This window comes from Pseudoalteromonas sp. SG45-5 (genome assembly GCF_014164085.1).
Lineage (GTDB): Bacteria > Pseudomonadota > Gammaproteobacteria > Enterobacterales > Alteromonadaceae > Pseudoalteromonas > Pseudoalteromonas aliena.
Genome location: NZ_JACJEM010000042.1, coordinates 15,939 through 35,647 on the forward strand (window position 1 = coordinate 15,939; position 19,709 = coordinate 35,647).

18 protein-coding genes are annotated in these 19,709 nt (G+C 36.5%); 7 read left to right on the top strand and 11 right to left on the bottom strand.

Going from position 1 to position 19,709, the window contains the following annotated elements:
• Positions 1–13 precede the first annotated feature (13 nt).
• The 5 genes from H5119_RS13990 to H5119_RS14010 all read right to left on the bottom strand — a co-directional run bounded on the left by H5119_RS13990 (position 14) and on the right by H5119_RS14010 (position 3,606).
• Complete coding sequence (locus H5119_RS13990) at positions 14–490, bottom strand: methylated-DNA--[protein]-cysteine S-methyltransferase (protein ID WP_182702681.1); 477 nt, start codon at positions 488–490, stop codon at positions 14–16.
• A complete protein-coding gene (locus tag H5119_RS13995) occupies positions 490–1,842 on the bottom strand; it encodes a DNA-3-methyladenine glycosylase 2 family protein (protein ID WP_182702682.1) in 1,353 nt (450 codons plus the stop codon). Before H5119_RS13995 ends, H5119_RS13990 begins: the two co-directional genes overlap by 1 nt.
• Before the next feature lie 74 nt (positions 1,843–1,916).
• Positions 1,917–2,528 (bottom strand): superoxide dismutase, encoded by a 612-nt coding sequence (locus H5119_RS14000; RefSeq protein WP_182702683.1) that lies wholly within the window; start codon positions 2,526–2,528, stop codon positions 1,917–1,919.
• Between the two features lie 12 nt (positions 2,529–2,540).
• Entirely contained in the window at positions 2,541–3,047 is a 507-nt protein-coding gene (locus H5119_RS14005) for a hypothetical protein (protein ID WP_182702684.1), read from the bottom strand.
• 79 nt (positions 3,048–3,126) lie between these two features.
• A complete protein-coding gene (locus tag H5119_RS14010; RefSeq protein ID WP_077535072.1) occupies positions 3,127–3,606 on the bottom strand; it encodes a GNAT family N-acetyltransferase in 480 nt (159 codons plus the stop codon).
• A gap of 258 nt (positions 3,607–3,864) precedes the next feature.
• On the opposite strand from H5119_RS14010, the gene H5119_RS14015 reads away from it, so the two are divergent.
• The 5 genes from H5119_RS14015 to bfr (H5119_RS14035) all read left to right on the top strand — a co-directional run bounded on the left by H5119_RS14015 (position 3,865) and on the right by bfr (H5119_RS14035) (position 9,894).
• Positions 3,865–4,743 (top strand): cation diffusion facilitator family transporter, encoded by an 879-nt coding sequence (locus H5119_RS14015; RefSeq protein ID WP_182702685.1) that lies wholly within the window; start codon positions 3,865–3,867, stop codon positions 4,741–4,743.
• 461 nt (positions 4,744–5,204) lie between these two features.
• Complete coding sequence (locus H5119_RS14020) at positions 5,205–6,275, top strand: PepSY domain-containing protein (protein ID WP_182702686.1); 1,071 nt, start codon at positions 5,205–5,207, stop codon at positions 6,273–6,275.
• 73 nt (positions 6,276–6,348) lie between these two features.
• Positions 6,349–8,484 carry a TonB-dependent receptor gene (locus tag H5119_RS14025; RefSeq protein WP_182702687.1) on the top strand — a complete coding sequence of 712 codons (2,136 nt, stop codon included), beginning with the start codon at positions 6,349–6,351 and terminating at the stop codon, positions 8,482–8,484.
• Between the two features lie 462 nt (positions 8,485–8,946).
• On the top strand, positions 8,947–9,417 hold the full coding sequence (gene bfr, locus H5119_RS14030) for a bacterioferritin (RefSeq protein WP_007375598.1): 471 nt from the start codon (positions 8,947–8,949) through the stop codon (positions 9,415–9,417).
• A gap of 12 nt (positions 9,418–9,429) precedes the next feature.
• A complete protein-coding gene (gene bfr / locus H5119_RS14035; RefSeq protein ID WP_182702688.1) occupies positions 9,430–9,894 on the top strand; it encodes a bacterioferritin in 465 nt (154 codons plus the stop codon).
• A 64-nt stretch (positions 9,895–9,958) separates the two neighbouring features.
• Here bfr (H5119_RS14035) and H5119_RS14040 read toward each other — a convergent pair whose 3' ends face one another.
• Positions 9,959–10,153, bottom strand: coding sequence for a (2Fe-2S)-binding protein (locus H5119_RS14040; RefSeq protein WP_002960627.1), 195 nt, complete (start codon positions 10,151–10,153; stop codon positions 9,959–9,961).
• 635 nt (positions 10,154–10,788) lie between these two features.
• Here H5119_RS14040 and H5119_RS14045 point away from each other — a divergent pair.
• A complete protein-coding gene (locus tag H5119_RS14045) occupies positions 10,789–14,067 on the top strand; it encodes a hypothetical protein (RefSeq protein WP_182702689.1) in 3,279 nt (1,092 codons plus the stop codon).
• A 434-nt stretch (positions 14,068–14,501) separates the two neighbouring features.
• Here H5119_RS14045 and H5119_RS14050 read toward each other — a convergent pair whose 3' ends face one another.
• Together H5119_RS14050 and H5119_RS14055 are read right to left on the bottom strand one after the other, a co-directional pair.
• Positions 14,502–15,089: a hypothetical protein gene (locus H5119_RS14050; protein WP_077535060.1), complete on the bottom strand. Its 588-nt coding sequence runs from the start codon at positions 15,087–15,089 to the stop codon at positions 14,502–14,504.
• Entirely contained in the window at positions 15,086–15,718 is a 633-nt protein-coding gene (locus H5119_RS14055; RefSeq protein ID WP_259399028.1) for an AHH domain-containing protein, read from the bottom strand. The genes H5119_RS14050 and H5119_RS14055 overlap by 4 nt, the downstream gene beginning before the upstream one ends.
• Before the next feature lie 585 nt (positions 15,719–16,303).
• Between H5119_RS14055 and H5119_RS14060 the strand changes: the two genes are divergently transcribed.
• The gene (locus H5119_RS14060; RefSeq protein WP_182702690.1) at positions 16,304–16,861 is read left to right on the top strand and encodes a TMEM165/GDT1 family protein; all 558 of its coding nucleotides are present in this window, start codon (positions 16,304–16,306) and stop codon (positions 16,859–16,861) included.
• An 88-nt stretch (positions 16,862–16,949) separates the two neighbouring features.
• Here H5119_RS14060 and H5119_RS14065 read toward each other — a convergent pair whose 3' ends face one another.
• The 3 genes from H5119_RS14065 to H5119_RS14075 form a co-directional block, all read right to left on the bottom strand.
• The gene (locus tag H5119_RS14065; protein ID WP_077535671.1) at positions 16,950–17,474 is read right to left on the bottom strand and encodes a DUF6436 domain-containing protein; all 525 of its coding nucleotides are present in this window, start codon (positions 17,472–17,474) and stop codon (positions 16,950–16,952) included.
• The gene (locus H5119_RS14070) at positions 17,458–18,924 is read right to left on the bottom strand and encodes a methyl-accepting chemotaxis protein (RefSeq protein WP_182702691.1); all 1,467 of its coding nucleotides are present in this window, start codon (positions 18,922–18,924) and stop codon (positions 17,458–17,460) included. Before H5119_RS14070 ends, H5119_RS14065 begins: the two co-directional genes overlap by 17 nt.
• 97 nt (positions 18,925–19,021) lie before the next feature.
• The gene (locus H5119_RS14075; RefSeq protein ID WP_182702692.1) at positions 19,022–19,576 is read right to left on the bottom strand and encodes an isochorismatase family protein; all 555 of its coding nucleotides are present in this window, start codon (positions 19,574–19,576) and stop codon (positions 19,022–19,024) included.
• Between the last annotated feature and the right edge of the window lie 133 nt (positions 19,577–19,709).

The window sequence follows — 19,709 nt, forward strand, 5'->3', positions numbered from 1 at the left end:
CCTTAATATTAAATTAATACAAATTTAACCCTTCATGTTTTAATAACCAGCGTTTTCTATCCAAACCTCCCGCATAACCGGTCAACTTTGCATTTGCGCCAATAATTCGGTGGCACGGTACAATAATACTAATCGGGTTTTTACCATTCGCAGCGCCTACCGCCCTTACTGCTTTTGGGTTATTGAGTTGGTTAGCAATATAGCCGTATGTTTGCGACTGCCCAAAAGGAACTGTTAATAGTGCTTGCCATACACTTTGCTGAAATACCGTCCCCTTTGTATCAAATGGTACATCAAACGTAGTACGCTTTTTTGCAAAGTACTCGTTTAACTGTGCAGCGCAAATAAGCACCGCCTTGTTAGTGACTCGCTCAAATGGCGTATGAGGGTATTCAACTGACGGATAAAACCCAACGTAACTGACACCTTTATCGGTTGCCTGAATAATTATGTCGTCTATTGGGCTTGAAATTGATGTTTGAATTATCATTATAATTGCTGCCAAAGTTGAAAGGTTAAGTAAGAGCGAAAAGGAGCGCAATTAGCAGGCTCAAAAGGATTTGCCGCCGCTTGAGCTTTTTTAACACCCAAATCGCCATCAAGTAATATATCGGGTTGGCTTTGCCCTCGCAGCTTTGCATAATTTACCGTCCAAGGGCCAATTCCCTTTAAACTAAGCCATTCGTCTAAATCGTCGTTTTGAGGGTTTAGCGCACAGAACTGCGCTAAATTATGCAGCGCATTTTTGCGCGCTTGTGGCATTTTAAAAAAGGCAAAATCACTATTAACAACAACTTCAGCTGCGGGGAAGTAAATAGCATTGCCCTCTTTTTCACCTAATTCATCAACTAACTTTGTTACTAAATTATGCGCCGCAGTAACACTCACTTGTTGCCCAAGTACCGCTCTTATTCCGGCTTCAAAACTTGACCAAATCCCTGGAAGCCTGAGCCCTTCACACACTGTAAACGCATTGTTTATATTGGCGCTTAAATGCGTTTCAATTAAATTAATGTCGGCGTCTAAATCAAGCACACGACGTATATTGTTTATAACAGGTTGTAAGTAGGCCGTATTGTCTATATTGATAGATACACTAAAGTGGTTTTTACTCGCTATAAATTCAGCGGTAAAGCTTCCTTTATATTTCTCACTTGCAAAAGTACGTCCGTAGCTCGTTTGCGTTATCCACTCTATTGGTTTGATCAAACGTTTTTGTAAAAAGCCCTGCAAAGCAGGCCAATTATAAGGCGGCCTAAATGGTAAGGTTAATGTGAGTGTTGACGTTGGTTTTTTATCGCCACTGCGCAGCTTCGAGGGAGCTATATTTAACTGCTGTAAAAATGCATCATTAAAGCGCCTAATGCTTTTAAAGCCAGCAGCAAACGCTATTTCGGTAAGGGGTAGATGTGTTTCTTGAATCAGCTTTTTAGCAAAATGACATTGGTTAAATAATCGATATTGCGTAATCGACACGCCAAAATACTGCTTAAACAACTGCCTTAAATAACGACTACTTATACCTAAACGAGCTGCTAATTTTTCGCAGTCATGTTCTTCATCTTGATCTATTAACTGTTTTGCTCTAAGTGCAGTCGTTTTTGTACCCTGCCATGCTGCGCTACCTGGGGCACTGTCGGGCCTGCAACGAATGCAAGGTCTAAAGCCATCTTGCGCCGCGTTATGGGCAAACTGATAATAAGCAACGTTTTTTTCGTGAGCCGTTGGTGCAGGGCAAATAGGTCTGCAATAAATACCGGTACTTTTTACCGCGACGTAAAAAAGTCCGTCAAAACGAGGATCGCGACTCTGACGTGCTTTTTGCCAATGTGAAGTGTCCATAAACGGCCCTATAAATTAACCTTATAGAGCCTAGCTTATACAAAAAAACTTACATTACTAGCCATATTCGGCACTCAACCAATAGCCAATAAATAACGCCTTTGTACTTCTTGCCAATTAATTACATTATAAAAAGCGGCGATATAGTCAGGACGTTTATTTTGATACTTCAAATAATAGGCATGCTCCCATACATCAAGCCCCAGAATTGGGGTATTCCCCTGCATTAAAGGGCAATCTTGATTAGCGCTATTTTCTACAATCAACTTCTTATCTGGGGTCACACATAGCCATGCCCAACCACTGCCAAATTGGCTAATTGCAGCAGCAGTAAATTGGTCTTTAAACTTATCAAAACCGCCAAGTTGCTCATTTATAACCTCAGCTAAAACACCTTCAGGTTCACCTGTGGCTTGTGGGCTCATTACTTGCCAAAATAAACTGTGATTAAAATGCCCTCCTACATGCTCTTGTACTGCTTTTTGCAAATTACTAGGCAGGCTGTTTATTCCCTTAAGTAATTTTTCAGCATTTACGTTTTCATATACCGTATCGGCTAAAGCAGCATTGGCTTTATTGATATACGTTTGATGGTGCAAAGTATGATGAATATGCATCGTTTTACTATCAATATGAGGTTTTAGTGCATCGTATTCATAATCTAGTTTAGGTAAAGTAAACGTCATAAATAGTCCTTTTTAGTGCAATTGTTTGTTTGAAGGTGTGCTTGAGCTTAAACAAAAATTAACTTGCTCAATCAGTTCTGGAAAAGAATGGTACCGGCGTGCAAATGCGACAAGTTCAGCAGATGTTTTGAGGTAATGATGCTTACTCGCTTTTTGAACTTCATAATGAGTATGCTTAATTAATGAAGAGAGTGTTAGATGTACTTCGCATAGCCATTTGCATGCATTTTCAAGCTGTTGCATAGCTATATAGGTATCAGCTAAATTATGCGACGCAACAACAAGTGCGGGTATACAATGCTCAATAGCATGAATGACATTATTATTAATTTGTGCATATAAAAACTGCTCAAGAAGATGATCTGCAAGTGTTTTGGCTAATAGGTATTTATCGCGGGCTTCGAGAAGTGCACCTTGTTCAAATGCATAATTACCTTGCATTATGTTCGACTGCCAAGGACTTAATGCTTGCTCAAGATAGAGTAAATCTGAGTTAGTTTGTTTTTGACTTGAGATCATATAATCATCTGCACGTTTATTTATGAGTGTGTATTTAACTTACACACCCACAAAACTAAATGCAAATGATTTTCATTAACTACTTGGCGAAATCGATTAACTCCTGCCCTGTTAAGCGATATATAATCCATTCGTTTTGAGGCTTTGCACCAATGCCATTGTAAAAATCGATAGCGGGTTTATTCCAATCAAGCACTACCCATTCAAAACGACCACAATTATTACTAATGGCCTTATTAGCTAAATGTTTCATAATCGCTTTGCCAGCGCCATTGCCACGGCTATCTGGGCTTACGTATAAATCTTCAAGATACAGGCCGTTTTTACCTAACCACGTAGAATAATTATAAAAATAGACTGCAAAACCAATTGGTTCATCCCCCTCTAAACAAATTATACTGTGCGCAGTTGCGCCATCACAAAATAGCGTATCTAGTATCGCTTGCTCACTTGTTTTTACAGCTTCAGGTTCTTTTTCATAAATAGCTAATTCATTTATAAAATGTAGAATTGTTTTTGAGTCACTTGGTTGTGCATCACGAATAATTGGCTGGTTCATTATTTTTCACCTTAGGGCATACTGCTTTATTTTAAAAGCTGAATCGGACTATGAAAATATACTTTCATAATGCATTAAATAGGAAGAGACGCAAGCATTGGGCTTTAAAAGCTTTGAAACATAAGCAATTAGTGTCATTAATATAGTTACACCTAATTTTATAAAACATGCTTTGATCGTGTTTTAATAATAATCGTTTACTTGTTTTACACTTAAAATTTATGAGTGCTACTTTTTAAATATAGTTTAGAGGGATTTATGGGACACAATCATTCACATAGTCATGTAGACGAAAATCAAAGTAATAAACAGCTTACGGTAGCTGTTGTCATAAACGTATTACTGACGATAGCGCAAGTCATTGGCGGGATATTTTCCGGCAGTTTATCACTTATAGCCGACGCTCTTCATAATTTGAGTGATGCTGGTGCTATTTTCATAGCCTTGGTAGCACGTAAAATAGGCAATAAGCCTGCTGACGGCACTCATCATTTTGGTTATAAACGTGCTGAAATACTCGCTACGTTATTTAATAGCAGCACGTTAATTTTAATTGGTGGATATTTAATAGTTGAGTCTGTTTCGAGTTACTTAAATCCTCAACTAATTAATGGCTGGATTGTTGTATGGGTTGCCGCTATCGCATTAGTTATTGATTTAGCTACCGCATTTTTAACCTACCGTGCTGGTGCAAATAACAGCATTAATATAAAAGCAGCCTTTATTCATAATGTCTCAGATGCAATGGCATCTATTGTGGTCATTATTGCGGGCACCTTAATTATTTTATATCAATGGTATATTGTTGATTTAATTGCCACTGTCCTTATTTCTATCTATTTAATTTATCATGGCGTTTTACTATTAAAACAAAGCTGCAAAATTTTAATGCAGGCAGCGCCTAACAACATTGATACACACACAATATCAAATGCTATTTGCAGTAAATTTAATATCGAATCGGTAATCAGTATTAAGCTTTGGCAATTAGATGATAAAGAAAGTTACTGCGAGCTTGTTATTAGCACTCAACACCTAGTTGATTTACACGTAGTAAAAAGCTTTTTGCACGACAATTTTAATATCGAAAATTGCATAATAGAAATCCAACCGATCGCAAATAAAAGCCTCACATAATGGTATTAATAATAAACCTGAACTCTGGATAATAAATCTATCTCGAGCTGCTATTTTCAACGCTAACTGCGTTGAATTTACTTGCAATAGGCCAGCTATTGACGCGTAAATTCGCCTTGTTTTCACTGAAAATCTTTGGTTATACCAATCTGCTTATATATAGGGTCTATTTAACATTAAGAAAATTACGCTAGAACTAGGCAAAAATTTTTGTATCTAGTTGTTTTAAATAAAAAATTTTTAACGACGTTATAGTGCAATTTAATTCGTTAAATTGATCAAAGATTTATGCAGATTGGTATTAGAGAAAATAAATTTAAATACCATCATGATTCAATACGTTAGTAAATCTCTTAACCAGAGTTCAGGTTAATAAGCAAAACCAAATACATGACTATTAATTAAAAACAGCTCGTATTATCATTTACAATATTGCTATTAACTCATAATGAGATACTTTTTTGAAACTTTGGTTACGTAGAATTCACTTAAGCCTTGCCCTTATTAGCGGACTATTTTTATTCATAGTGAGCTTAACCGGTGCGGTTATGATTTACGCAAAAGACATACAGCACTTAATAGAGCCTGCAAAATGGCAAGTAACACCCCAAAAAAACTTAATGCCTTACGGTGAGCTTATACAAAATGTACAAGCTCAAACTAAGCAAAAAATCACCTTTTTTATGCCTGAGCAAGCGCCAAACTCAGCATGGCAATTTAGGCTGACCAATAAATACTACGCCAGTGTTGATCCCTACTCAGGAAGTGTACTAAACGTCTATGAATCAACAGATACCATTTACGGGTTTGCTCAAGGCTTACATCGCTGGTTGTTATATGAAAACAGTCAGGGCGAAAAAACCTTTAGAAATTGGATGTCGGTGTGTGCTTTGCTACTTTTAGTCAACGCCTTACTCGGCTTTTACCTATGGGTTAAACCAAAAAACAGAATTAAACGGTTAGCAATAAAACCAAAAGCCAAATTTAGAGTGCTCATGTATCAATTACATACTGTGCTTGGCGTTTACTTTTTAATACCGCTTGTGCTTATTGCCTTTACTGGCATGGCGTTTAATTGGAAAACACAAACTCAATCGGTCTTAGAATTATTAACTTTTAACACCGTAGAGCAAAGACCAAAAGCACCAAAAATAATCGCACCTTTAAAAGCGGCTTTAAACTATAACGAAGCAATCAAAAATGCAGAGAACGTATTCCCAGATGGTAAAATATATAGAATTTATTTGCCTAAAAAAACCGACGAAGCAATAGCGCTGAGAATGCAAAACCCTGGCGAAAGCCACGCTTACAGTTGGGTTTGGAGCAACCCATTTACTGGCAAAGTCTTAAACTCATTTGACGCAAGTAAAACCAACTTCACAACACAAGCATGGAACTTTAAATATAAATTTCATATTGGTGATTTTGCAGGCCCCATAGTGCAATTTATGTGGTTATTAATCGCCCTTTCACTCGCATTTTTTATTGTAAGTGGTGTCTATTTTTGGTTAAAACGCCATAAATGGAAATAAATCTTATTAACACTTGCGCCATTAGTTGATAATAATTACCATTACGGTAATTATTATCAACTAAGAACCCTCAATGTTAAAAACTTCACTTTGCCTTCTTGCTGTTGCAATAAGTGCTAACACGTTCGCTGATGAAAGTAATAAAAATGAATACACTGCTGATCAGTTAGAGCATGTCATTGTGTCTGGTAGCCGTATAGCTGAAAGTATTGACGAAGTACCCGCCTCAATTACGGTTATTAATCAACAACAAATACAACAGCATTTAAAAGTAAGTTCAGAACTAGGTAGTTTACTAGCGCAAATGGTGCCAGGCCTTGCCCCCGATACCGGCAGCTCAAGCAATTCAGGACAAACACTACGCGGCCGTGCGCCTTTAATAATGATTGATGGCGTGCCGCAATCAACCCCTCTTCGTAATGGCTCTTTAGGCGTAAAAACGCTTGATGCAAGTGCTATAGCGCGCATTGAAGTAATAAAGGGCGCAACGTCTATTTATGGTAATGGTGCCTCAGGTGGCATTATTAACTACATAACAAAACAGGCTCGCAGTGATGGTAAACCTGAAGGTGAAATAAGTATTTCAAGCCGCTTTAGCGCTGTTAAATTAGCAGAAAGTGGCGGCGGTAGACTATCGGCGGCCGTAAACGGAAAGCTCGACAAACTAAGCTACCTGTTAAGTGCAAGCTATGAAGAAAACGGCGTACAACGCGATGCACAGGGTGATATTTTAGGTTTGCAATATGGTTTATCTGACTCCGAAACGCAAAACTATTTTACCAAGCTAACCTATGATTTTGATGACGAAAAACAGTTGCAATTTAGCTACAACTTTTATAGTTCACAACAAAAAACGGATTTAGGCGATGTTACCGGCGATGGCAATATAGGAGAAAAAACATACGCTATACACGTCCCTTTAGAACTGCAAAAACAAGGTAAACCGCAAGGACCAGAAGGTAATGAAAATATAACCCTTAAGTATGTTGATTATGCGTTATTTGATAACACACAAATGACCCTCGATCTTTATAAACAAAATATAGAAAACGTATTCTTTTTCTCAACCGCGTTAGCCAATCTTGATGAAGGTTATAGCGGTGGTCAGTCTGTCATTAAATCAGACAAACAAGGGGCAAGAGCTACTTTTAATAGCCAGTTTGATTTTGAAAACGTAGCAGCTACGCTGATCTATGGTATTGACGCGTTAAACGATAAAACGTCGCAACCTTTGGTTGATGGTCGTGTTTGGGTCCCAGAGATGGACATGGAAAGTGTTGCTGGTTTTTTACAAACAAAATGGGTAATAAACGACGATATTATTATAAAAGCAGGCGTAAGAAACGAAAGCATTGATTTGAGCGTAAGTGATTATCAAACATTAAAGCTATGCAGAACCGCGTCGCAGTGTTCGGTGCCGTTAAACGTAAGTGGTGATACTATTAATTACGAGGCGACAACGTATAACGCAGGTATAAAATACAATCTAACTGACGCGTTTAGCCCATTTTTTAGTTACTCTCAGGGATCTGATATTTCAGATATTGGTCGTTTACTTCGCGCCGCGACCGTTAACGATATTGCACTTATTCAAACACAAGCCTCCATAATCGATAATTATGAAGTTGGTTTTACCTCACAGTTTGAAGATGTGCACTTTGAATTTGCCCTTTACAGAAGTACCTCAGAGCTTGGCACCAGTAATGCGTTTAACGAAGTGACTGGAGTTTACGAACCCGTACGCGCACCTCAAGAAATATGGGGTTACGAAAGTTTAGTAAACTACACTATTACTGAAGATCTTAAATTGAGCGCCACTTACAGCTACGTTGAAGGCAAAAACAGCAAAGCTAATGAATATTTAGGCGCAAGACAAATTAGCCCACCTAAAGCGACGGCCAATTTAACATGGCAAACGAATGACAAACTATCACTTGCGATGAGCTTTTTATATGTAGGCGACAGAAAGCGTTTTGAAAAAAATGCACAAGGCCAATACTCTGGCGATCAGGGCCCTGTTAGTAGCTACAACACATTTAACTTAAGTGGCCAGTACAATGTTAACGCTCAATGGAGTGGTTATTTTGGGATAGAAAACCTATTCAATAGCGATTACTACCCTGCCCGAGCACAAGCATACACCTACGGTGGGTACAATATTAAAGGGTTAGGCACAACTGCAACGTTGGGCGCTACATACCAATTTTAATGAATGAATAAACACTATAGGCATGCCCTGCATGCCTATATACTTAACCTGAGCTCTGGTTAAGAGATTTACTGACGTATTGAATCATGGAGATATTTAAATTGATTTTCTCTAGCCAGAGATTCTCAGTGAAAACAAGGCGACTTTACGCGTCAATAGCTAGCCTATTGCAAGTAAATTCAACGCAGTTAGCGCTGAAAATAGCTGCTCGAGATAGATTTATTATCCAGAGTTCAGGTTAATTAACAAATCCCACATAAATAAACGTCTCACTTTTTCTATCAATCATAATTTTGCATTAGATGCTAATACAAATAAAAAACTGTCCATAAACCAAGCAGTAACGCAAACTTAAATAAGAATCAAAACCAATAGTAAAGCAATGATTTTTATAGAGAAAACTTGCAATTCATTCGATTTATACTACACTGCCTACAATTGAAATAGTTAAGGCGATTTATCATGAAAGGTAATCAAAAAGTAATCGATGCGTTTAATACATTGTTAGCTAACGAGTTAGCGGCAATCGATCAGTATTTTATACACTCGCGCATGTATGACGACTGGGGTTTAAACAAACTATACGAGCGCCTTAACCACGAAATGGAAGAAGAAAAAGATCACGCAGACTGGCTTATTAAGCGCATCTTGTTTTTAGAAGGTGTACCAAATATGACTAAGCGCCGTGATTTACTTATCGGTAGCGATGTAAAAAGCATGATGCAAAACGATTTAACACTTGAGCTTGAAGTAGTAGCGTGTGTTAAAGATGTAATCGCAATATGTGAAGAACAACAAGATTATCAATCTCGTAGCATTTTAGAAAAACTGTTATTTGATACCGAAGAAGACCATGTTTACTGGTTAGAGCAACAACTTGGCTTAATTGATAAAATTGGCTCTGAAAATTATCATCAAGCACAAATGGCTTAGTAGGAGCATATTATGAAAGGCGATAAAGACGTTATTGCGGCGCTTAACAAAGTACTCGCTAATGAGCTTGTTGGTATTAACCAATACTTTTTACACGCACGCATGTTTAAAGATTTTGGCTTTACGCAACTAGATAAAGCAGATTACAAAGTATCTATTCAAAAAATGAAAAACGCCGATCGTTTAATTGAGCGTATTTTGTTTTTAGAAGGTTTACCAAATCTTCAAGATTTGGGCCGATTACGTATTGGTGAAAACAGCGAAGAAATGATTGCAGCTAACATGAGTTTTGAACTCGATACAATTGACGAGTTACAAAGTGCAGTGAAACTAGCTGAAAGCAAAAAAGATTATATTACTCGTGAAGCCCTTGATCACATTTTAAATGAACAAGAAGAGCAAATTGATTGGTTAGAAACCCAACAATTACTTATTAAAAATACGGGTATTAAAAACTACTTACAGTCTCAACTGTAAATAGTAACAAGCATAAAAAAAGCAGCTATAAGCTGCTTTTTTTATATCTAAATTTTATATGTAATTAAGCTACTTGATCCGTTACATCTGCAATCTGAATCAGCCTGCGATTTAGTATCTTTTTAGTACAGCCACAACACTTACCGCATTGGCTGCCCACTTTAAGCTCTTTAGTTAATTCACGCATGGTTGTTGCACCATCGTCAATTGTTTGCTCAATTTTTTTATCAGTCACACCGTGACATAGACAAATATACATGAATACAAACCACTCTCAATTACATTTAGTACGTACATACTAATCTAAACGAAAATAGTTATCAATTATTTTATTGACTAATAAGTCTCTTTTTTAACTTATTTGGCCAGCGCCACTTAAGTTGAGAATTCGCGGCAGCTTGAGAATAGTTTTAATTTTAAGCAAGGCGTGGCACTCAGATTGAGATTTATTAATTAGAGTCTACCTTAAATTTAAGTAAGATTAGGTTTAGGTAAATATTTGAATGGTTCAGAATTAATTACTTTAAGGCTTTAAAAATCTTAATGTATAAATACGAAATTTATGGATGGGTGATTTCCGGTTTGTGCTGTGAGCGGTCATTGAAGTGTAACTCGATTCTGCCCCAAACTGCGTTAGAACAGTAGCTCAATTGCAATATGTTCATATCGATTTGCCATAGATTTTCTCATGAAAGGATGTGAATGTGTTCCTCACTCATGATAATGAGCAATAATGAATCTAAAGTGATAGCCACAATTGATTGTATCTACAGCTCAAAATGTAAGGGGTAATAGAGTTATACCATTGATTAATCATTATTTTAGGGTAAAGTGGTTTGCGCAATTCGCACCTGTCTGAGCTGGTAGTATAAACTAGTAACTGGAGTCACTTTAGTGTTTGTAAAAATAGAGAAACTGTTAAATTCACTTCAGTATCATGTAGATAAAAATATTAATGAGACTCTTTATCAAAACAAGACGTTCCTATCTAGTAGATGGAACATTGTAGAACACAATATATTACGCTGGTCTCAAAGACATAGTTATTACACCTTTCTCACCGTCGTCTTAGCTAGTTTACTTGTAGCCAACTTATTGCTCTGGAAAGAAGAATTTACCCCATTTGCTATTGAATATTTCCCACACTGGGAAAAATTAATTGATTGGCAAGGAGGGTTTCTTTCTGGTCAGTTAACCATTGTCGGTGTTGTGTATCCTCTTGTTATTGGTTTGATTGGTGTACTTTTTCAAAATAAGTCAGCCAAAAAGACACTATTTCCTATTTATCAGGTGTTTTCTGGCTTCATGTTTGCTGGGTTAAGTGGATTGTTTTTGTCGTTTTTTATAATTGTAGGATATTTCCTTAGTGCCAGTATGGAACCATCAACTTATTTTGCGATTTGCATAACCACAGCGCTATGGTTGATGTTTAACGTCCTATTAACAAGTTGGTTTTTTACAGCTACATTCTTGATGTTGGATGAAGCGAAACGTGACAGGTTAGTTGTTCGATTCACTATTCATGAACTATGTGAGACTGATATCAGGCGCAGAATTCATGAACTATTAATACTAAACTCTGTGCAAAATCGGAATCTTGCCAATCCAAATGAAGAAGTTCTAAAAGTAAGCACCCTTAAGTATTCTGATGACAAATACAACAGCATTATAGTTCCGTCAGCAGATCAAATTCACGTCACTAATATCTACTTTGCAATCATCAATATGGTAATCCTTTACCACATCAAGCAGCTCAAAATACTTCGTTGGCTTAATAGTCAAGACTTGGGGAAGTGGTTAGTTTCAAGGAGAGGTTTTGGCTGGCTAGGCTTAGATTTAAATGCTAAACCTGAGCTCGTAGTACAACCTATTTGGACTAGAGAAAATGAAACAGGTCTCGTGGTTGTAAGATATTTTGGTTTTGACCTAGGTAGGCTATCTAAGGCTATTCTTAAAAATAGTTTTATAACCAAAAAAATTGAAGATATTAATGATAAGAGCCTGACTTCCATGGTGTTAGGCTTTGTTGGTTCAGCGAATGATTCTATACGAGAAAAAAATATTGGAGAATTTAAATACGCTTTAGACAACATCGTGAAGTGGCATATCGAGATAGCTTCTGCCTTAGCCTTCTTAAACGACAATAAAGAAGAGGATAATTGGTTGTTGCTGCCAACAGCTAACTTTTTCAGTAGAAGCTATCTTGATGAAATTTTGACGGAGTATTATAGAATTGCAAAAGCTGCTGTTGAACTAATTCCTGAAAATATTGAATTCTTTGACGAAGTGATTTATTTACATAAACGACTCTTTTCAAGTCGAGAAAACTTGGTAAAGCGTGAAGGTTTTTTATTGATCCAAGGTAGTTACTTTGCTTGGTCATTATTAATGGAATGGCGTTCATATAGCTCTTCATCATCGGATATTCGTGTAGCCAACAAATATGAAGACGTACTTTTTGATTTTGTTGGGTCATGGGAGTCGTGGCTGGATTATATTGAACCAAGAAGTAAGCGGCTTGATAATTTTACTGATTCAGTACCATTGTACCTTGCACACTTAGAGTTTACAGCTCATACCACAGTATCAGCATTGAGGTATAACAATGTTGAAGCTGCTGGTTGGGGAGTAGACATGTTAAATAATTGGTTCGACAAGCTTTCTGTAGATGATTATGGCCATGGTTTTGAAGAGTATGCATGGCATTCAGAATTGGTGACCCATGACATGTTACTTAAAAGCTTCGATGAACCTTCATGGATTACTGCTTTGAATGGTAATGAATTTAAGCTTCAACCTGCTTTTAATATTGCACTAATGAATGCTGCGTTTGACTTGAGAATTATTACAGCTTGCTACATTCTGCTCAAGCCTAACTTAAACGATGACGATAGAATAAGACAATATATTAGAGCGCTAATTGCTAGTGATTCAATCCATCCAACAGGTTCAATTGGTGGTAGAACGAAGTCTGCATCTAATGCTAGCGACATCCTTGGAGCATATATTAGGCATAGAGATTACCCCAATTATGGTGGCCGTAACTACGGCTCATGGCTTTCAAAAGTTCTTGACTCCTTTGGGCGAGTTAATGAAAAGCGAAGAGTATCAGGACGTATCTATTCAGGATGGGGACGCAACGATCCTCATAGTATGAATAGTGCTTATGTTGAAATTGCCGTTTCATTTTCAAATAACCAATGGCAACTTGATCATAAATGGTTCGATATTATTTTTTCGGATGCGTTTCGCCATCAAGATCAACAATCCCTTGTTCGTGACTTACAAGAATGGCTTAAATTGTCTGACGAAATCAAAGAGCCATTCCTTATCTCTAGAGAAGAGTTTGATAGTAACCTTGATAATTTTAAAGTTTCAGTTCAACAGATTATTAAGCAAATAGACCAACAACAGAATGACATAGTTAAAAATGCTGAAATTGATGAAGAGATTCTAACAAAGTTTGGGTTAATTTGTTCCGAGGCTTTTACAGGCGAAGACCATAACTTGGCATTCCCTATGAACCTATTTAAATCTGTTAGTTTTAATGGTGCCCCTGTGGAGGTTAATTTATGCAAATTAAACATACAGGGGTATTTAAAAGAGAAAATTGCTAAAAATATTGATACCAATAGAGCTATTAACGAGGAAGGTTGGCTAAAAGAATCAACAGGAAAGAATCTTAAACTCAATATATTGAGAAAGCTGCTGCAGTACAAAACTTCTGATTCAAAACTGTATGCCAATGTAGAAGATAATATAATTGACATTTCAGAGTTAAGCAAAAACATTTTAAATCCTGTATTGTTCTCAGGAAGCTCGGAGTTAAAACAATTACTTCGACAAGCAAAGTATAAACAAGATTTAGCAGATGAATTTGATATTTCGTTTATCGATGGTTGTGGACGAAGTTATATCTGTCATATCGGCAATATTATTGTATATAGCATTAATTTTTTGGATGTTAACTTCAGCTTGCTGACAACTAAGGATTTATTCGAATCTATCGAAATTGGTAAGGTTACGAAAAGGCAGTTTGTTAAAGTTAATTATGAACCATCTGAAAACGAAAACATTGGTGAATTATCAATAAATTATTGGATGCAAGTTGCTTTAGCAGAAGAGCTACCTTGTATTAAAACAGAAGTAAAAAGCATGGAAGAAGAATGTTAAATGTTACAAAAGCATAGTAAGGGGCTGTCTTGCATTTATCTTTTCGTGTTTTGACCTACTTTTATTAATCTTAACTTGGTGAACAAGAGCAAAGATACTAGCTCATTCCTGTCCAAAAACGAGTTTACCCGACCGTCCGCTCCTCGCTCATTAGGGACTGTCAGATAAGATCAAAACCCTCTTTTCAAACTAAGATGAGGACTACTACAAATTTGTTATTAAATTTTTATGTAAGAAAAATTGGTAAAAAACAACCACCAGATAGGCTGTTAAAGTTTATTGGCATATAGCATCCGATTTATTTCAGTCATTAAAATACCCACATCCATGTGGGTATTGAAATTACTAAAATATAATAGTTGGTTTTTAAAAGGTAGTTTTGATTTTCGTTTTATATAACGCTGCCTAATAATGTTTTCTTTATCTAAATGAACTTAATTAGAAAAAATATTATCGAGATCTTCGTCAATATAAACACCCGTTAATCCATTATCTTCTACAGCAGATTTAAACTTATCTGTACAATACAAACGAGAACCACCTGTGAACTTACTTTTAAAAACAGGCTTATTTTTTACATCATCATTTATGAAAGCAATCTTGATATAATCTAAAGGATAACCGTCTAAATATTCGCGTTCACATTTTGCTTCATCTTCTTGTCCAAATGTACGTAAGTAAAAAATTACAATTGGTTCACCATCAGCTTTTGTTTTAATAAACTCACCTAAAGGCGCTAATAAATCTTTTAAAGCTTCATAAGCATTCATCCGAAGAGCGATAAACCCATCCATGATACTTATATCGTAGTTATCTTTTAGATAACCAGGTAAAAAGGACAACTCATAACCTTCAGGCCAATACTCTAATAATGAGTCATTATTCATATGGATATCAAGTAGAAACATGCAAGCATCTTGATTAGATGGCAACATTGGTTGTATTTCTTCAGCGAATGAAAGTATGTCCCACTCAACCATGTCGTAAGAGTTAGTAACAGGCTTTAACGAGAACAACTTCATGATTTACCATCCCAATTAGCATTTTTACGCATCATAACGCTGGCTGGCATCATATGATTTTTAATTTTTATTTTCACGCCACGTAATGCATTTATGAAATCGAGCTTATTTACTTTGGTTCTTAAACTAGTAGACACCCACACTTCATAATTATGGCGATGCAACCTTCTGTGAGAAGCAGTGTCAGGCGTAGCCCAATCATCTGACTTGTTTTTTTCAAAGTTTCTTAGCCATACCCCATTCGTAGGATCATTAATACCAATACCAAACGAGTGCATTCTTAAACGTGTGGCATATGTAAGACGTTGTCTATAGCGCCCTTTACCACACACAATGTGATGTGCCTCATGATATGAAGTCGGTTTTGGCTCGCCTGCCGCTCGTAAAAACTTAGCAAGTTTTTCCGTCGGATGATGCTCTTCTTCTGCTAGCTCTTTAATAGAAGTACCTTCGTTTTCTGCGCGGTAAGACTCTAAGCTTTGTTGCGCAATAAGCAAGTGCTCTAAACGCTTGCGTTCTTTTTGTAAGTGGTCGTAATCTCTTTGCAGCTTTTCCTTAGATGCAGCGGATTTAGGGCGCTTATCGTCGTAGTGTTTTTTGGCTAGTAATTCATAATTATAAATAGCCATTTCTAAAGGGCTGAGGTTACTTGGTCGTTATGGCATTGGGTAGCGCTGTAGTTGAATCATCCTTAAAATTTCCTTTTATTGACGAGTAAAATAGCAAATAGAATATTGAGGTGCAATTATAAACGTTACACACCTAATAACTGTAATCAGTTTATTGCTAACAATGAATATCACAGCGGTCAAATTTTCAGTTCAGGCAACACAATTTTAAGTGACTAGTCTTCGCTCTCTTCTGACTATTAACTAATTGCCAAAAGCTAATTTTATTGTTCCTAAATAAATTAACTATGTGTAATTCTTAATGTTTACCGAGCAAATATTTTATGAAATAATGCATGCCTCTTAAGGGAGTAGCCCGCTCAGTCTGTCAATTTCACTAAACAAATAACTAGTTAATACACTCTAGGACGTATGTTTTAATAAATTGATAAACGAGTAAACTTATCAACATAATTGCACCTCACGTGCATGGTAAGTTTGTAATGTTGTAGCAAGCATTATCGGCGAGACTTAGGTGAACACTATCCTCGAGGCGGGAGATGGTTGTTTACCTTCGTTTAACACTCCCGCCTGAAAGTAGTTTTAATGGAAGTTTTTCTTACCTCAACCGTCACTGTTACCCTTGCTGAAATAGGCGATAAAACACAGCTTTTATCATTACTTCTCGCTGCTCGTTTTCATAATAAAATTGCACTTATTATAGGTATTTTAGCTGCAACAATTATTAACCATACTTTGTCTGCGTGGTTAGGCGATTGGCTCAGCGGTAACTTTACAACTCACTACATGCCATTGATTGTCAATATCAGCTTTATTGTTGTAGGCTTTTGGCTGCTTATTCCAGATAAAGATGAAGAGGTAACTCAAAAATACGATCATTTTGGTGCGCTTTTAGTCGCTTTCGTCTTATTTTTTATTGCTGAAATTGGTGACAAAACACAAATAGCGACAATTTTGTTAGGTGCTCAATATCAATCTGTTTTTTGGGTAACACTGGGGACGACGGCTGGTATGTTAATAGCGAATATCCCTATTATTTATGCTGGCAACGCCTTGCTCCAAAAAATTCCACTAAGCAAAGTACGTGTTATTGCAGCAAGTGTGTTTGTACTGTTGGGTATATATGGTTTGATAGCACTTTAAACTGTAAAAGGGTTTATTTTAATACGTGGGATTTCGTCTTATATGATCTAATAAAGTTTGTTAGATCATATAAATACACATAATTGCTCTATACTTTATTAACGCAGTAACAGCCTTTTGTATCGGTAATTAAAAGTTTTGAGTTATATCCTGCAACTAAGTTGTTTATCACAGCTTCAACAAACCCACTACCTTGCGCGCATGCTAATCCTTCAGAAAGCGGTCCAACATAAACAAAGTCACCGCTTTTGTCGATAATAATCGCAGCGGGAGTTGCTGGCACAACAGCCTTAAGCTCTTGTGTAAGTTGCAGTTGAACTACATCCAATCCTTTAGTTTTGGCTAAGGTTGTAAGCGACGAAATGTGCGACTTAGCTTGCTTAAAACATCCACAGCTTTGCTCTGTAATCAATATTAAGGATGCAACTTCTTTATTTTTCCATGTTAACTGCTGTTTAAAATTATTAAACCAGCTGTTTTTTATCAGCATTTGCGTGCTATCAAATGCTTTCAGTTGCCCTACCTGAAAGTAAATAAACCCTGCTATAACAAAAAAAAACCAGGTTACAATCACTGTAATAATTAAATAATTAGGTCTATTTGAACTTTGCAATACTTTGCTCTAAAACTTCAATACTGACATCAATAAGTTGAACTTTAGCCGTCAACTGTTTCACTATACTTGAGTCTACATATTGGTTTTCAAGCATCTTATTGGTACTTTGAGCTATTTGCTCAGTGTTACCCGCCTGCTCTGCGACCACTTGCGCGACTGAATTTGCACTACTAGATACAGCTTTGATCTGCTCGCTCATCGCAGATATGTTTTCTTTCATCGCGGTGCTTATTTGAGTAAGATCAACAACGAAATCTACGCATTGGCCCATAGACTGCGTTGATGTTTTACTATTACTCACTAAATTTTTAAGTGTAAGACTAATTTTATCTGTCGTTGCCTTACTATTATTAGCAAGAGAACGTACCTCATCAGCAACGACCGCAAAGCCCCTACCGTGCTCGCCCGCTCTGGCCGCTTCTATTGCTGCGTTTAAAGCTAATAAGTTAGTTTGCTCTGCAATACCCGATATTTCATTAAGTAAACCTGAAATAACATCCCCCGCACTAACTAAATGGTTGATCTGCTCTTCTGTATGATTAAGGAGTTTTAACAATTCTCTGCTTTTACTGTCCGTTTGTAAAACATCGTCTAAAGCACCACTTGCTGCTTGTGTAATGTTATCAACCTGAAGCTTTAATGCTTCACTTTCTTGTTCAACTAGCTTGAAACCCTCAGCAACTTGAGCACCGGAATTTGCAATATCATCTGTTTGCTGTGTACGCTGTTGAGCCGCATCAGCTAATTGATCATGAACTTGAATAAGTTCTTGTGAATTAGTTTGTAAAGATCCTGACTGGGTTTTTACTTGCTTAATTACATCAGATAAATAATCTAATAATGTATTAAAGCCATTCACAGCTTCACTTTTTACATCATCAGCTCTTAGTGACAATTTAATGTGTTTAGGATCTAACATAATTTGCTCAGTTGCAAAACTCAGTGATGAACCAGCACGACGTTCTTGCTGCAATGTTTTAGCGATATAGCCTACAACAAGCACTTCAACTATTGCATAACAAGCGTGTATAAGCACGGTAGAAAAAGCAAGCCTATCAGGATCAAATACATAAAAACCTGTATTTTGAGTCTGTAAATAATAAAAAGATAAGTGATGAACCGCCACAAATACGATGGCAGTGATAAATACACGCCATTGTACAAAAACAATTAACATTGGCATTAAAATAAATATCTCAAAATGTACTTCGATTAAACCGTACGCTTGTTGTATATGCAGAAAAGAAAACATCATAATCGCTGCTGCAACTATGTGTGGTGTTATTTTGCTATTAGCTTGAGTATTTAAAAGCCAAATAGGCAGCAAACTCAGCGGTAAACCAATAATAAATGCTTGCGATAATGTCCCGAAATATAAACCAATTCCTATGGATTCGATGAATAGCAAACTAAAAATAATTGTAAATAATCGACTAACATTGGACATAAAAAACCTTTAAATGTGTATTGTTTATTTTGCAACTCAGAGTACTTGGCCATTTCGTACGTAATAAAACAAAAATAAGGACATAACTTCCCGATATTTATTTAACTATAGGTAATATTTCTTTAAATGTAGGTGTTGCTGCATTTTTAGTCCATTGAAATATAATTGTTTCCGCGCACGAAATAATAGCACCGGCTTGTCGTAACTGATCAAGGGCTATGCGTACGTGCTCTTTATTTCGAGAACCGACAACATCCGCAGCGATAATAACGTTAAAACCATTTTGCAATAAATCCAAGCATGTTTGTAATACACATACATGTGCTTCAGTGCCAATAACTATAATCTCTGAACGTGCGTAGCTTTGCAATATTTCTAAAAAATGGGGCTCTTCACACGCACTAAAAAACGTTTTATTAATGTATTCGGCCTTTGGTAATGCATTTTGTATTTGTTGATGTGTCTCCCCTAGTCCCTTTTTATACTGCTCAGTAATTAGGGTTGGCACATTATGAATCTGGCTTGCGTGTGATAACTGTAGTGCACAATTTAAAACGCCCGAAAAATTATCAATTACAGGCGCTAATCGAGCTTGCAGATCAATAACCAAGAATAAGCTTCGGGTTGCATCTACATTAAAAATTGTACTCATAGTGACCTCATAAAATTTTAAGTTATTGTCTTATATAAATTAGTTTAGCACCAAAAAGAATACTGTTTTAACTTAGCATCTGTTTTTGTAATTCAAAATAAAAAATACATGCTATATTTAGTACCTACCTATA

Bases quoted from the DNA above. Each gene is read 5' to 3' on its own strand.
- H5119_RS13990 (WP_182702681.1), bottom strand. From the start codon at position 490: ATGATAATTCAAACATCAATTTCAAGCCCAATAGACGACATAATTATT.
- H5119_RS13995 (WP_182702682.1), bottom strand. From the start codon at position 1,842: ATGGACACTTCACATTGGCAAAAAGCACGTCAGAGTCGCGATCCTCGT.
- H5119_RS14000 (WP_182702683.1), bottom strand. From the start codon at position 2,528: ATGACGTTTACTTTACCTAAACTAGATTATGAATACGATGCACTAAAA.
- H5119_RS14005 (WP_182702684.1), bottom strand. From the start codon at position 3,047: ATGATCTCAAGTCAAAAACAAACTAACTCAGATTTACTCTATCTTGAG.
- H5119_RS14010 (WP_077535072.1), bottom strand. From the start codon at position 3,606: ATGAACCAGCCAATTATTCGTGATGCACAACCAAGTGACTCAAAAACA.
- H5119_RS14015 (WP_182702685.1), top strand. From the start codon at position 3,865: ATGGGACACAATCATTCACATAGTCATGTAGACGAAAATCAAAGTAAT.
- H5119_RS14025 (WP_182702687.1), top strand. From the start codon at position 6,349: ATGTTAAAAACTTCACTTTGCCTTCTTGCTGTTGCAATAAGTGCTAAC.
- bfr (WP_007375598.1), top strand. From the start codon at position 8,947: ATGAAAGGTAATCAAAAAGTAATCGATGCGTTTAATACATTGTTAGCT.
- bfr (WP_182702688.1), top strand. From the start codon at position 9,430: ATGAAAGGCGATAAAGACGTTATTGCGGCGCTTAACAAAGTACTCGCT.
- H5119_RS14040 (WP_002960627.1), bottom strand. From the start codon at position 10,153: ATGTATATTTGTCTATGTCACGGTGTGACTGATAAAAAAATTGAGCAA.
- H5119_RS14050 (WP_077535060.1), bottom strand. From the start codon at position 15,089: ATGAAGTTGTTCTCGTTAAAGCCTGTTACTAACTCTTACGACATGGTT.
- H5119_RS14055 (WP_259399028.1), bottom strand. From the start codon at position 15,718: ATGGCTATTTATAATTATGAATTACTAGCCAAAAAACACTACGACGAT.
- H5119_RS14060 (WP_182702690.1), top strand. From the start codon at position 16,304: ATGGAAGTTTTTCTTACCTCAACCGTCACTGTTACCCTTGCTGAAATA.
- H5119_RS14070 (WP_182702691.1), bottom strand. From the start codon at position 18,924: ATGTCCAATGTTAGTCGATTATTTACAATTATTTTTAGTTTGCTATTC.
- H5119_RS14075 (WP_182702692.1), bottom strand. From the start codon at position 19,576: ATGAGTACAATTTTTAATGTAGATGCAACCCGAAGCTTATTCTTGGTT.